The organism is Mycobacterium triplex (genome assembly GCF_000689255.1).
GTDB lineage: Bacteria > Actinomycetota > Actinomycetes > Mycobacteriales > Mycobacteriaceae > Mycobacterium > Mycobacterium triplex.
On sequence record NZ_HG964446.1, the window covers coordinates 1730542 to 1743400 of the forward strand.

The following is a 12859-nucleotide window of genomic DNA, read 5'->3' on the forward strand; positions in this document are numbered from 1 at the left end:
ACTCAGCTCCGGGTTGTCGGGCCGTGGGTGCGCGCATCCGCGAGCATCCGAGAGCCCGTCGTCCACTAGGCCGCGAGAACCGATGTGTAGTAGCTGGGCCGGTCGGCCGGCGTTGCGTAGTCGCCGGGCGTCCCGAGAAGGCCGTGATCGGCCAGCAGCTGCGCGGCCGTGGTCCCCGTGGACCGCCACCCGCAGCTGTCGAGGTAGCAGGCGACCTCGCTGCGGGCCCCCGGATAGTTCAGCGCGCAGATGTCCAGATCGAATCCATGGTCACGCCAGGTGCGAGTCGCGCCGCGGATGATCTCTTGGACCCGCCCGCAGTCCAGTTCCGGCGATCCCACGAACGCCTCGGTGGCCATCCGACTTCCCGGCGCGCTGAGACCGGTGACGTTGTCCAGCAAGCGATCCTGAGCCTGCGGGGGCAGGTAACCGAATAGTCCTTCGGCGATCCAGGCGGTCGGTAATGCCGGGTCGAATCCGCCGCGCAGCAGCGCGGTCGGCCAGTCGTCCCGCAGGTCGGCCGGCACCATCCGCAGCTGCGCCGTGGGCTCGGCACCCAGCCGTGCCAGCGTTGCGGCTTTGAACCGCAGCACGTCCGGTTGATCGATCTCGAACACCGTCATGCCGGGCGGCCACGGCAGCCGGTAGCCGCGCGCGTCGAGCCCGGACGCCAGGATCACCGCCTGCCGAATTCCGGCGGCCGTCGCGTCGGCAAGGAATCGATCGAAGTAGCGAGTGCGGGCCACCAAATCGGTGGTCATTCGGGCCAGACCCCAGGCCGCCTCGGGCTCGTCGACCTCGGACGCGCAGAGCTCTCCGGTGGCCCATTTGGTCAGGAATTCGATGCCCACCGCGCGGACCAACGGCTCGGCGAACGGGTCCTCGATCAACGGCCCGGCCGAGTTGGTGGCCCTGGCGCGGCCCGCGGCCACCAGCGTCGCGGTCGCGCCGACATGGCTGGCCAGATCCCAGCTATCGCCGTCTCTACGCATCACAAATCCGCCCTCCCAGGATTCACGAATCGCATACTTCGAAACTAGGAAGATCCGCCGCGGCGCAACTCCACCGATCGGCCCGCCTGGGTGATGAACGCCGGTGTCCCCGGATCGGGGGACACGGCTGTCGACGGGTCCGCGGCGCTAACTGTCGCCGGTCAGGGCGCCGCTGATGAAGATGGTGTCGTCGTCCGTGGCGGGCGCCTCGAGGCCGTTGCGCTCGAACAGTTCTGTCAGCGGCACGCCCTCGAGCCGCCAGCCCAAGGCGGCGAGGTAGTCGAGAACGTGGTTGCGTTGGCCGGTGTAGATCAACGAAGCCAAGTCAATGTCGATGCCATGGTCGCGGAATGGGCTGGATATGGTTTGCGCTCGCTCAGCGTCGAAATCAACGATACTGCAAACGAATTCGGTGGCTACCATGCTCCCGGGCGCACTCAGTGCGGTGATGTTGTCGAACAGTCGATCCTGGGCCTGCGGCTTGAGATAGATCAGCAGCCCTTCGGCCAGCCATGCCGTCGGTGCTGCCGGGTCGAAGCCGGCGGCTTGCAATGGCGTTGGCCAATCGGTGCGCAGGTCGATGGGCACGCAGTGTTGAGTGGCGCAGGGCGCGGCCCCCAGGTCGGCCAAGGTCGTCGTCTTGAACTTCAACACTTGTGGTTGATCGATCTCGTAGACAACGGTCCCGCTCGGCCACGGCAGACGGTAGGCCCGGGCGTCCAGCCCGGACGCGAGGATGGCCACTTGCCGAATCCCGCCGTCGGTGGCGGTGCGGAGGTATTCGTCAAAGTACTTGGTGCGCACCGCGTTTCCGTCGACCATCGCCTGCGCCACGGCCGGTGAGACATTCCCGATCGCGGCCATGTCGAGTTCGCCGTCCATCATCTTGGTGAAGAAATCCAGCCCCACCGCGCGGACCAGAGGTTCGGCGAACGGATCGTTGATCAACCCGCGCGAATCCCTGGTGGCCATCGCGCGCCCGGCCGCGACAATGGTCGCGGTGACGCCGACACCGGACGCCAGATCCCAGTCGTCGTCGTCGGTGCGGGCCACGCGCCCAGCCTAACCGCGACCGTGGCCGGCCACCTGCGGTGAACCGCGCGTGCTATTGGCGTCGGAACAGGCGCCCGTGCTGGCTGCATAACCAGGTGATGTTGCCGTCCGGTGCGCGGACGAAGTTGGAGCGGCTGCCGGTGGGCTGGTCGTCGGGTCCGAGGTCGAGCCCGTAGTCGGGCCGGTAGAACGCGAGGCCCAGCCTGGTGTGGTGGGCGTCGCCGACGCTCATGGTTCCGGTGAGCCGGCCGTCGCCGGCGGCGAGGTCGATGATGGTTTGCTCGATGCTGCCATCCTGGGAGACTTGCTCGGCGATGTACCGGCCCGCATAGGGCGCCAGGTCGACGGCGTCCAGGTGTAGCGGCGCGGCGGGCATGTTGGTGAGTCCGGCGAATCTGCGTAACGCCCAGTCGCACGAGAAAAGGTCGTTGATCAGATCGAATCCGCCGTCGGAGTTGGTCAGCACGGTCATGGCGAAGTCGCGATCGGGCGTCATGAAGAAACCGGAGCGTTGCCCCTTCCAGGTGCCGCCGTGTTCGACGATGGTCACGTTCTGCGCGGTGGGCCGCAGCATCCAGGTGATGCCCATCCCCGTCAGCTCGACCCAAAGTGTCCCGCCCGCACCCGGGTTCGAGCGCATCGCCTCGAGCGACTCCCGGCTCAGAATCCGCTCGCCGCCAGGTGCCGTGCCGTCGCCGAGGTGGAACCGTGCGTAGCGCAGCTGATCTCGCGCCGTGGACATCAACCCACCGGTGGGATTGCAGCTGCGTGGGAATGACCAAAAGTCGGTATCGACAACGGGTTTGCCGTCGATCACCTGGTGTGATGCCGCCACGTTCAGACCGATTATCTGGTCGGAAAAGTAGCGGGTGTGCGCCAGCTGCAGCGGGTCGAGCAGCAGCTTCTGCACCGCGGACTCGTAGGTTGTTCCGGTGACCAGCTCGATGATGCGGCCCGCCACCGCGAGAGCCGAATTGTTGTACGAGAAAGCGGTTCCCGGAGGGGTCAGCTGCGGTAAACGTGTCATCGACTTGACGTAGCGTGCCACGGCGTCGTCGCCGCGCCCGAAGTCCTGCCCACTGCGGCCATCCCACCCTGCGGTGTGGTTGAGCAGCTGACGCACGGTCACCGTGGCGCTGGCCGAGTCGTCGGCCACCGCGAAGTCGGGGATGTAGCGGCGCACGGGTGAATCCAGGTCCACCTTGCCCTGCTCAACCAGTCGCATCATCACCGTGCCCGTGAAAGTCTTTGTGGTGGAACCGATTCGGAAGACGGTGTCGCCGTCGACGGGCGTCGGGTGGTCTACATTGGTGACCCCGTAGCCCCGCACGAACTCTTGGCCACCGGCCCAGACCGCAACCGCGACGCCCGGAATCGCATAGGCCTTCATGCCCGCCTTGATCTTGGCTTCGAGTTCTTCGAACGCTATGCCAGGCTCGGTGCGGCTCATAGCTTCAACCACCGCGGCGGAGATTTCGTGCGGCAGTCAGCCGTCCACATGGCCATCAATATAGCTGGACTTACAAAAGGTCGTGAAGACGCGGAGTCGGTTCGGCGACCGGCTTCAGCCGAGCGGATTGTCCGCCCACAGCGCCGCGATGGATACGCCGGCGCGGCGCAACAGCGCACGGGTCAGCGGCAGCCCGATTCCCACCACTGCCGAGGGGTCGCCGTCGACACCGTCGATGAACCAGCCGCCCAGGCCGTCCAGGGTGAACCCGCCGGCCACCCGCAGCGATTCACCGTCGGCCAGATACGCCTCCAGGTCATCGGACGCTGGTGTGCCGAAATGTACTGTGGTGATTGATGTTTGGGATTCGCAGTGCGCAATGTCGGTGTCCTGCATGCGGATCACGCAGTGTCCGGTGTAGAGCTGTCCGGAACGCCCGGCCATCGACTGCCAGAGTTGGCGCGCGGCCTCGACGGATTCGGGCTTGCCGCACAGCTTGTCGTCGAGGAAAAGCATCGAATCACAGCCGATGACAACACAATCCGTCGCGACACCGCGATCCAGTTCGCCGGCCACCTGCTCGGCCTTGGCCTGAGCCAGCGCGCAGACCACGTCACCGGGTGAGGCGTTCGGTCCCAGATCGGCGATCACCCGATCCTCGTCGACTCCGGAGACGACGACCAGGGGGTCGATGCCGGCCTGGCGCAGCACCTTGAGGCGCCCGCCGGAGGCCGACCCGAGCACCACGCGGGTCATCGCTGCATGTGGATGCGTTCCTGCAGGGTGATGCGCTGGTAATTGCTGATCGAATAGCGCAGCTTGTCGACCGGAAGACCCCAGCGGGTCTTCTCCGGCGGCTCGGGCGCCGGCCCGCCGCCGGCGCTGCCCAGCACGGTGATCAACGCGGCGAGTTCGGCGTCGGTGGGGTGGCCGCGCAGGATCTGGATGTGCGGCCGGGGCGGCGCCGTCGACTCGGGAGCTTGGCCGTCCTCGTCACTGGCTGAACTCATAGCGGAATGTTCCCGTGCTTCTTCGGCGGCAGGTGGGAGATCTTGCGTTCCAGCAGCCGCAGCGACGTGGCGATGTAACCGCGGGTGTGCGACGGCGGGATGACCGAGTCGACGTAGCCGCGCTCGGCGGCGACGTACGGGTTGACCAGTGTGTCCTCGTACTCCTGCTGTAACTGCAGCCGCAGCTCGTCGACGTCGCGGCCGTCCTTGGCGGCCTCCTTGAGCTGCTGGCGGTAGACGAAGCCGACCGCACCCGAGGCGCCCATCACCGCGATCTGCGCGGTCGGCCAGGCCAGGTTGACATCGCAGCCCATGTCCTTGGAACCCATCACGCAGTAGGCACCGCCGTAGGCCTTGCGGGTGATCACGGTGATCTTCGGAACGGTGGCCTCGCCGTAGGCGAACAGCAGCTTGGCGCCGCGGCGGATGATGCCGTTGTATTCCTGGCCCGTGCCCGGCAGGAAGCCCGGCACGTCCACCAGCATGATGATCGGGATGTTGAAGCAGTCGCAGGTCCGCACGAACCGGGCGGCCTTCTCCGAGGCGTTGATGTCCAGGCAGCCGGCGAACTGGGTCGGCTGGTTGGCCACGATCCCGACCGGCCGGCCGTCGACCCGCCCGAACCCGACGACGATGTTCTGCGCGTAGCCGGCCTGGATTTCCAGGAACTCGTCGTCGTCGAGGATCCGGGTGATCACCTCGTGCATGTCGTAGGGCTGGTTGGGCGAGTCGGGGATCAGCGTGTCCAGCTCGAGGTCCTCGTCGGTGAGGTTGTCTTCGATGGACCCCGCCGGCGCCTCGGCTTGGTAGCGGGGCGCGTCGGTGAAGTTGTTCGGCGGAAGGTAGCCCAGCAGGTCGCGGACCCAGTCGAAGGCGTCCTGCTCGCCGGAGGCGACGTAGTGCAGGGTGCCCGACTTGGCCATGTGGGTGTGCGCCCCGCCGAGCTCCTCCATCGTGACGTCCTCGCCGGTGACGGTCTTGATGACGTCGGGCCCGGTGATGAACATCTGGCTGGTCTGGTCGACCATGATCACGAAGTCGGTCAGGGCGGGGGAGTACACGTGCCCACCGGCGGCCGCCCCCATGATCAGCGAGATCTGCGGGACGACGCCCGACGCGAGAATGTTGTTGCGGAAGATGCGGCTGTACAGGCCCAGCGAGACGACGCCCTCCTGGATGCGCGCGCCGGCGCCGTCGTTGATGCCGATCAGCGGGCGGCCGGTTTTGATGGCCAGCTCCTGGACCTTGACGATCTTCTCGCCGTACACCTCGCCGAGGCTGCCGCCGAACACCGTGGCGTCCTGGCTGAAGATGCACACGTCGCGCCCGTCGATGGTGCCGTAGCCGGTGATCACACCGTCGCCGAGCGGCCGGTTGGCCTCCAGGCCGAAGTTGGTGCTGCGGTGCTTGGCCAGCGCGTCGAGCTCGACGAACGAGTCCTCGTCGAGCAGGGCCAGGATGCGCTCGCGGGCGGTCAGCTTGCCCTTGGCATGCACCTTCTCGACGGCCTCTTCACCGACGGGGTGCAGCGACTCTTCCCGGCGCTTGTGCAGTTCGGCCAGCTTGCCCGCGGTGGTGTGGATGTCGATGGTGTGCTCGGCAGCGGGCTCCACTGAATGACCGGTGTGGTCGGTAACGCTCGTCATGGGTGTCGAGCTTAGCGGCGGGGATAGGCTGCGCTGACTATGGGCACGGTGCAGTGGAGCGACGAGTGCGACGTGCTGGTCGCGGGGTCGGGCGGCGGCGGAGTCACCGGCGCCTACACCGCGGCACGCGAGGGCCTCGAGGTGGTGCTGGTCGAGGCGACCGACAAGTTCGGCGGCACGACGGCCTACTCCGGCGGGGGCGGGGTCTGGTTCCCGTGCAATCCCGTGCTGGTCCGGGCCGGCACCGACGACACGATCGAGGACGCCCTCACCTATTACCGCGCGGTGGTCGGTGACCGCACTCCCCGCGAGCTGCAGGAGACGTTCGTGCGCGGCGGCGCGCCGCTGATCGAGTACCTCGAGCAAGATTCGAACATCAAATTCGTGCCGCTGCCGTGGCCCGACTACTACGGCAAGGCGCCGAAGGCGCGCCTGGACGGTCAGCGCCACATCGCCGCAAAGCCGCTGAAGGTGGCCGCCGCCCCCGAACTGCGCGATGCGATCCGCGGGCCGCTGGACACCGACCGGCTCGGCGCCGAAACCCCGGCCGACTACTACCTCGGCGGCCGCGCCCTGATCGCGCGATTCCTCAAGGCCATCGCGCAGTACCCGACGGCGTCGCTGCACCGCGACACCGCGCTGGTCGAGCTGGTGCTCTCCGACGGGCCTGAAAAAGGAGGAGTGCAGGGAGCGATCGTCGAGACCGCCGGGCAGCGCCGCGCCATCCGGGCCCGCCGGGGTGTGCTGCTGGCCGCCGGCGGTTTCGAAGCCAACGAGGAGTTGCGCCGCGCATACGGCGTGCCGGGCGCGGCCCGAGACACCATGGGCGGCCCGGGAAGTCGCGGCCTGGCGTTGCAGGCCGGCATCGCCGCGGGTGCCGACACCGACCTACTGGACCAGGCCTGGTGGTCACCGGGCATGACGCATCCCGACGGTCGCTGTGCGTTCGCGCTGTGGTTCACCGGCGGCATCTTCGTCAACCAGCACGGCAACCGATTCGTCAACGAGTCTCGGGCCTACGACCGGGTCGGGCGCGAGATCATCGCGCAGCTGCAAGACGGCTCGATGTCGTTGCCGTACTGGATGATCTACGACGACTCCGAAGGCGAGGTGCCGCCGGTGAAGGCGGCCAACGTGTCCATCGTCGAGACGCAGAAGTACGTAGCGGCCGGCCTGTGGCACACCGCCGACACCCTCGAGGAGCTGGCCGCCAAGATCGGGGTGCCGGGCGATCGGCTGGCCGCAACGGTGGCCCGGTTCAACGGCTTTGCCGCCGCCGGTGTCGACGAGGACTTCGGCCGGGGCGAGGAGGCTTTCGATCGGGCGTTCTCGGCGGGCGCCTCACCACTGGTGCCCATCGATGCACCGCCGTACCACGCCGCGCAGTTCGGGCTGTCGGATCTGGGCACCAAGGGCGGTCTGCGCACCGACGCGGCCGCGCGCGTGCTCGACACCGCCGGTGACCCCATTCCCGGGCTGTACGCGGCGGGCAACACGATGGCCGCCCCCAGCGGGCTGGCGTATCCCGGCGGCGGCAACCCGATCGGCACCAGCATGCTGTTCAGCCACCTGGCCGCACTCGACATGCGAGACCGGCGCCGCTGACCTCTACGCTGGGTCCGGTGACCGACCGAGATCAGTTCCGAACACCGTTGAATGCGGCCGCATTGCGCACCGAGCTGGTCGGCACCGGATTGGGTTGGCGGCGGCTAGATGTCGTCGAACAGACCGGTTCCACCAACGCCGATCTGCTGGCCCGCGCGGCCGACGGCACCGACATCGCCGGCGCGGTGCTGATCGCCGAACACCAGACGGCCGGGCGTGGGCGGCACGGCCGCGGCTGGTCGGCGTCGCCGCGCGCGCAGATCACCATGTCGGTCGCGGTGAGCGTCGTCAACGTGCCGGTCACCGGGTGGGGCTGGCTGCCGCTGGCCACCGGGGTGGCGGTGGTCGATGCCGTGGCCCCGCTGCTGCGGGGCAGCGGTGTCGAGCTGGGCCTCAAGTGGCCCAACGACGTGCTGGCCGGTGGTGGCAAACTGGCCGGGATCCTCGCCGAGGTCGCCCGGCCGGTCGTGGTAATCGGCTTGGGGCTCAACGTGACTCAGGCGCCCGAGGAGGTCGACGGGCCGGGTGCGACGTCGTTGTTCGACCTGGGCGTGGCCGCCCCCGACCGCGATCGGCTGGTGCGCGCGGTGTTGCGCGAGCTCGGCGGCCGCATCGTCGCGTGGCAGGCCGCGCGCGGGGCGGACTGGCAGTTAGCCGCCGACTACCGGGCGCGCAGCCTGACCCTCGGCACCCGGGTGCGCGCAGCACTGCCCGGCGGCAGGGAAATCGTCGGCACCGCCAGCGGAATCGACGATCACGGCCGGCTGTGTCTGGACGTCGCGAACGAGACCGTCGTCGTCTCCGCCGGTGACGTCGTGCATTTGCGGGGCTAGTGTCACCACATGAGCTATCCCGACAACGCCCTGGCCGCCGGCGAACAGGTCGTCATACATCGCCACCCGCACTGGAAGCGATTGATCGGGCCCGTCGCCATTTTCATCCTGCTGACCGGGCTGGCGGCGTTCGGGTCCGGCTACGTCAACTCCACGCACTGGGAGCAGATGGCCAAGAACATCATCCACGGCGTCATCTGGGGGATCTGGTTGGTGATCGTCGGCTGGCTCACGCTGTGGCCGTTCTTGACTTGGCTCACCACACATTTCGTCGTCACGAATCGCCGCGTGATGTATCGGCACGGATTGCTGACCCGCAGTGGTATCGACATCCCGTTGGCGCGGATCAACAGCGTGGAATTCCGGGACAAGATTTGGGAGCGTCCGTTTCGCACCGGCACCCTGATTATCGAGTCGGCGTCCCAAGATCCGTTGGAGTTCCACAACATTCCGCGGCTACGCGAGGTGCACGCGCTGCTGTATCACGAAGTTTTCGACACCCTGGGTTCCGAGGAGTCACCGAGCTGACTCATGCGGTTGCGCCGGTTACGCCAGGCGCGCAGCAGGGTGACGTTGCCGGACTCGACCTCGTCCTCGAATACCTCGGCGATTCCGCCCGCGGTGAGCGCGGACTCCAGTGCCTTGTCGGGGTTGCGGGCGAACTGGTCGGGGAACACCCAGCGCCGGAACGCCCAGAACCGAAATGCCATCTGCAGCAGGTTGCCGATGATGTAGGCGGAGATGAAGTCCGCGATGTTCTCCACCGTCAGCGACACCGTCGGCTCCCGCAGCTGCAGGATGTAGCTGGAAATCCACAGCGGCGCCATGCTCAGCAACACGCCCACCCCGCTGAACGCGAAGAACAGCAGCGCCTCGTGATGGCGCTCGCGGCCGCCCCGGTCGCGGAAGCTCCACTCGCGGTTCAGCACATAGGACGCGATGACCGCGACGATGCCGGCGATAACCTTGGCCGTCACCGGCTTGGTGTCCAGAATCGTCAGCTTGAGGGTGTAGAAAATTGCCGAGTCGATGATGAACGTGGTGCCCCCGACGATGGCGAATTTGATGAATTCATGATGGCGCTGTGCATAGGGCTGAAAGACCTGCGGTAAGCGCGCGATTGTGGCATCGGCGAAGGACACAAGACGTGAGTGTACGGACGGACTCGAAAACGGCGCAAAATGGTAGCTAACGATTTCGCGTCACAGCCGGTCAACACACCGTGGGGTCGCGTGACACCATGATGGCCGTGCCGAGTACACGCACTCCGGTGGTCGCGATGGTCGGCGGTGGTCAACTGGCCCGGATGACGCACCAGGCCGCGATCGCGCTGGGGCAGACCCTGCGGGTGCTGGCGACCGCCGCCGACGAGCCGGCCGCCCAGGTCACCCCCGATGTGGTGATCGGTTCGCATACCGATGCCGACGACCTGCGCCGGGTCGCCGCCGGCGCCGACGTGCTGACCTTCGACCACGAGCACGTCCCGACGGAGCTGCTGGAGAAGCTGGTCGCCGAGGGCGTCAACGTGGCACCGCCGCCGCAGGCGTTGGTGCACGCCCAGGACAAGCTGGTGATGCGCCGCAAGCTGGAGGCCCTCGGCGCCGCGGTGCCGAGCTATCTCGGCCTGGACTCGCTGGACCGCCTCGACGAGGTGGACGCCTTCGCGCGCCGCGTCGCTGCCCCGCTGGTGGTCAAGGCGGCCCGCGGGGGTTACGACGGCCGGGGCGTGCAGCTGGCGCGCGACCTGGCGGATGCGCGCGAGATCGCCCGCTCGTACCTGGCCGACGGAGTGGCGGTGGTGCTGGAAGAGAAGGTCCAATTGCGGCGCGAGTTGGCGGCGCTGGTGGCGCGCTCGCCGTTCGGGCAGGGCGCGGCGTGGCCGGTGGTGGAGACGGTGCAAGACGACGGCATCTGCGTGCTGGTGATTGCGCCCGCTCCGGAGCTGCCCCAGAAGGTGGCCGTGGCCGCGCAGCAGCTGGCGCTGCGGCTGGCGGCCGAACTCGGCGTGGTCGGTGTGCTGGCCGTGGAGCTGTTCGAGACCACCGACGGCGCACTGCTGGTCAACGAGCTGGCGATGCGGCCGCACAACTCCGGGCACTGGAGCATGGACGGATCGCGCACCAGCCAGTTCGAACAGCATCTGCGGGCGGTGCTGGACTACCCGCTCGGCGCGACCGATGCCATCGCGCCGGTGACCGTGATGGCCAACGTGCTGGGCGCCGCGCAGCCGCCGGAGATGACCGTCGACGAGCGGCTGCACCACCTCTACGCGCGGATGCCGGATGCCCGGGTGCATCTGTACGGCAAGGGCGAGCGTCCGGGCCGCAAGGTCGGGCACATCAATTTCCTGGGCGACGACGCCGCGGACCTGCCGAAGCTTCGTGAACGCGCCGAGCTGGCGGCACACTGGTTGGCACATGGGCAGTGGGCGGACGGATGGGATCCACATGAGGAGCGGCGCCGATGAGTGAAACCCCCCGCGTCGGGGTGATCATGGGCAGCGACAGCGACTGGTCGGTGATGGCCGACGCCGCCGCTGCGCTGGCCGAGTTCGATATCCCGGCCGAGGTCCGGGTGGTCTCGGCGCATCGCACCCCGGACGTGATGTTCGACTACGCCCGGGGTGCGGCCGCGCGCGGCATCGAGGTCATCATCGCGGGCGCCGGGGGCGCCGCCCACCTGCCCGGCATGGTCGCCGCCGCGACGCCGCTGCCGGTGATCGGGGTGCCGGTGCCGCTGGCCCGCCTCGACGGGCTGGATTCGCTGCTGTCGATCGTGCAGATGCCCGCCGGCGTGCCGGTGGCCACGGTCTCGATCGGCGGGGGCCGCAACGCCGGGTTGCTGGCGGTGCGGATTCTCGGTGCCTTCGACCCGGCGCTGCGGGCCCGGATCGTGGCATTCCAGGGGCAGCTCGCCGAGAGCGTGCGGGCCAAGAATGAGGCCCTGCAAGAGCTCCAGGGTAAAGTTACCGGCGAGTAGCAAGGAGATCTCAAGATGGCTGCATGGGCCGGACACCCCGACTTCGATTTGTTCCAACTGCCCGAGGAGCATCAGGAGTTACGGGCGGCGATTCGGGCGCTGGCGGAAAAGGAAATCGCTCCGCACGCCGGCGACGTGGACGAGAATTCCCGCTTCCCGCAAGAAGCGCTGGATGCGTTGAATGCGTCGGGCTTCAACGCCGTGCATGTGCCCGAGGAGTACGGCGGTCAGGGCGCGGACTCCGTCGCGGCCTGCATCGTGATCGAAGAGGTCGCCCGGGTCGACACGTCGGCTTCGCTGATTCCGGCGGTGAACAAGCTCGGCACCATGGGCCTGATCCTGCGCGGCTCCGATGAGCTGAAAAAGCAGGTTCTGCCGTCGATCGCCGATGGCAGCGCGATGGCGTCCTACGCCTTGAGCGAGCGCGAAGCCGGCAGTGACGCGGCGTCGATGCGCACCCGCGCCAAGGCCGACGGCGACGACTGGATTCTCAACGGCGCGAAGTGCTGGATCACCAACGGCGGCAAGTCGACCTGGTACACGGTGATGGCGGTGACCGATCCCGACAAGGGTGCCAACGGCATCTCGTCGTTCATGGTGCACGCCGACGACGAGGGATTCAGCGTGGGACCGAAGGAGCGCAAGCTCGGCATCAAGGGCTCACCGACCACCGAGCTCTACTTCGAGAACTGTCGCATCCCGGGCGACCGGATCATCGGCGAGCCCGGCACCGGTTTCAAGACGGCGCTGGCCACCCTGGACCACACCCGTCCGACCATCGGGGCGCAGGCCGTGGGTATCGCGCAGGGCGCGGTGGACGCGGCCATCGCCTACACCAAGGACCGCAAGCAGTTCGGTGAGTCGATCAGCAGCTTCCAGGGCGTGCAGTTCATGTTGGCCGATATGGCGATGAAGGTGGAGGCGGCGCGGCTGATGGTCTACAGCGCCGCCGCGCGGGCCGAACGCGGCGAGTCGAATCTGGGGTTCATCTCGGCGGCCTCGAAGTGCTTTGCCTCCGATGTCGCGATGGAGGTCACCACCGACGCCGTGCAGCTGTTCGGCGGCGCCGGGTACACCACCGACTTCCCGGTCGAGCGGATGATGCGTGACGCCAAGATCACCCAGATCTACGAGGGCACCAATCAGATTCAGCGCGTGGTGATGTCGCGAGCGCTGCTGCGCTGAGCGGTTTTCCGGGACCCGATGGCCCCAAACTCGGCTCGGCTAATAGGATCGAGCGCTACAACCAAGCTCAGCGTGCCCCGTTTGGAGGGTAACGGCCACGCGTAGC

General features: G+C 67.7%; 13 protein-coding genes. 6 read left to right on the forward strand and 7 right to left on the reverse strand.

What is annotated here, in order from left to right; genetic code table 11:
• Positions 1 to 65 precede the first annotated feature (65 nt).
• The 6 genes from BN973_RS08095 to BN973_RS08120 all read right to left on the reverse strand — a co-directional run bounded on the left by BN973_RS08095 (position 66) and on the right by BN973_RS08120 (position 6151).
• Complete coding sequence (locus BN973_RS08095; protein ID WP_036467180.1) at positions 66 to 995, reverse strand: class I SAM-dependent methyltransferase; 930 nt, start codon at positions 993 to 995, stop codon at positions 66 to 68.
• A gap of 144 nt (positions 996 to 1139) precedes the next feature.
• Entirely contained in the window at positions 1140 to 2045 is a 906-nt protein-coding gene (locus BN973_RS08100; RefSeq protein WP_036467181.1) for a class I SAM-dependent methyltransferase, read from the reverse strand.
• Between the two features lie 52 nt (positions 2046 to 2097).
• On the reverse strand, positions 2098 to 3495 hold the full coding sequence (locus tag BN973_RS08105) for a serine hydrolase domain-containing protein (protein ID WP_051641170.1): 1398 nt from the start codon (positions 3493 to 3495) through the stop codon (positions 2098 to 2100).
• A gap of 114 nt (positions 3496 to 3609) precedes the next feature.
• The gene (locus BN973_RS08110) at positions 3610 to 4251 is read right to left on the reverse strand and encodes a Maf family protein (RefSeq protein ID WP_036467184.1); all 642 of its coding nucleotides are present in this window, start codon (positions 4249 to 4251) and stop codon (positions 3610 to 3612) included.
• Complete coding sequence (locus BN973_RS08115; RefSeq protein WP_036467187.1) at positions 4248 to 4505, reverse strand: acyl-CoA carboxylase subunit epsilon; 258 nt, start codon at positions 4503 to 4505, stop codon at positions 4248 to 4250. The genes BN973_RS08110 and BN973_RS08115 overlap by 4 nt, the downstream gene beginning before the upstream one ends.
• Positions 4502 to 6151, reverse strand: a complete 1650-nt coding sequence (locus tag BN973_RS08120) for an acyl-CoA carboxylase subunit beta (protein ID WP_036467188.1) — start codon at positions 6149 to 6151, stop codon at positions 4502 to 4504. Before BN973_RS08120 ends, BN973_RS08115 begins: the two co-directional genes overlap by 4 nt.
• 39 nt (positions 6152 to 6190) lie before the next feature.
• Here BN973_RS08120 and BN973_RS08125 point away from each other — a divergent pair, with 39 nt between their 5' ends.
• Genes BN973_RS08125 through BN973_RS08135 form a run of 3 tightly spaced genes read left to right on the forward strand, consistent with a single transcriptional unit; the run spans position 6191 to position 9117 of the window.
• Positions 6191 to 7756, forward strand: coding sequence for an FAD-binding protein (locus tag BN973_RS08125; RefSeq protein WP_036467190.1), 1566 nt, complete (start codon positions 6191 to 6193; stop codon positions 7754 to 7756).
• A 17-nt stretch (positions 7757 to 7773) separates the two neighbouring features.
• Positions 7774 to 8589: a biotin--[acetyl-CoA-carboxylase] ligase gene (locus BN973_RS08130; RefSeq protein ID WP_036467193.1), complete on the forward strand. Its 816-nt coding sequence runs from the start codon at positions 7774 to 7776 to the stop codon at positions 8587 to 8589.
• A 9-nt stretch (positions 8590 to 8598) separates the two neighbouring features.
• The gene (locus tag BN973_RS08135) at positions 8599 to 9117 is read left to right on the forward strand and encodes a PH domain-containing protein (RefSeq protein ID WP_036467196.1); all 519 of its coding nucleotides are present in this window, start codon (positions 8599 to 8601) and stop codon (positions 9115 to 9117) included.
• Here the strand turns inward: BN973_RS08135 and BN973_RS08140 are convergent.
• Positions 9072 to 9731 (reverse strand): GtrA family protein, encoded by a 660-nt coding sequence (locus BN973_RS08140; protein WP_036467199.1) that lies wholly within the window; start codon positions 9729 to 9731, stop codon positions 9072 to 9074. The genes BN973_RS08135 and BN973_RS08140 overlap by 46 nt on opposite strands.
• 98 nt (positions 9732 to 9829) lie before the next feature.
• Here BN973_RS08140 and BN973_RS08145 point away from each other — a divergent pair, with 98 nt between their 5' ends.
• From BN973_RS08145 to BN973_RS08155, 3 genes are read left to right on the forward strand one after another with little or no spacing between them, the layout of a single operon-like run.
• On the forward strand, positions 9830 to 11056 hold the full coding sequence (locus tag BN973_RS08145) for a 5-(carboxyamino)imidazole ribonucleotide synthase (protein ID WP_036472158.1): 1227 nt from the start codon (positions 9830 to 9832) through the stop codon (positions 11054 to 11056).
• A complete protein-coding gene (gene purE, locus BN973_RS08150; RefSeq protein WP_036467202.1) occupies positions 11053 to 11568 on the forward strand; it encodes a 5-(carboxyamino)imidazole ribonucleotide mutase in 516 nt (171 codons plus the stop codon). The genes BN973_RS08145 and purE overlap by 4 nt, the downstream gene beginning before the upstream one ends.
• 15 nt (positions 11569 to 11583) lie before the next feature.
• A complete protein-coding gene (locus BN973_RS08155; RefSeq protein ID WP_036467203.1) occupies positions 11584 to 12753 on the forward strand; it encodes an acyl-CoA dehydrogenase in 1170 nt (389 codons plus the stop codon).
• Positions 12754 to 12859: the final 106 nt, after the last annotated feature.

Bases quoted from the DNA above. Each gene is read 5' to 3' on its own strand.
- BN973_RS08135 (WP_036467196.1), top strand. From the start codon at position 8,599: ATGAGCTATCCCGACAACGCCCTGGCCGCCGGCGAACAGGTCGTCATA.
- BN973_RS08105 (WP_051641170.1), bottom strand. From the start codon at position 3,495: ATGAGCCGCACCGAGCCTGGCATAGCGTTCGAAGAACTCGAAGCCAAG.
- BN973_RS08145 (WP_036472158.1), top strand. From the start codon at position 9,830: ATGATGGCCGTGCCGAGTACACGCACTCCGGTGGTCGCGATGGTCGGC.
- BN973_RS08110 (WP_036467184.1), bottom strand. From the start codon at position 4,251: ATGACCCGCGTGGTGCTCGGGTCGGCCTCCGGCGGGCGCCTCAAGGTG.
- BN973_RS08115 (WP_036467187.1), bottom strand. From the start codon at position 4,505: ATGAGTTCAGCCAGTGACGAGGACGGCCAAGCTCCCGAGTCGACGGCG.
- BN973_RS08155 (WP_036467203.1), top strand. From the start codon at position 11,584: ATGGCTGCATGGGCCGGACACCCCGACTTCGATTTGTTCCAACTGCCC.
- BN973_RS08120 (WP_036467188.1), bottom strand. From the start codon at position 6,151: ATGACGAGCGTTACCGACCACACCGGTCATTCAGTGGAGCCCGCTGCC.
- purE (WP_036467202.1), top strand. From the start codon at position 11,053: ATGAGTGAAACCCCCCGCGTCGGGGTGATCATGGGCAGCGACAGCGAC.
- BN973_RS08125 (WP_036467190.1), top strand. From the start codon at position 6,191: ATGGGCACGGTGCAGTGGAGCGACGAGTGCGACGTGCTGGTCGCGGGG.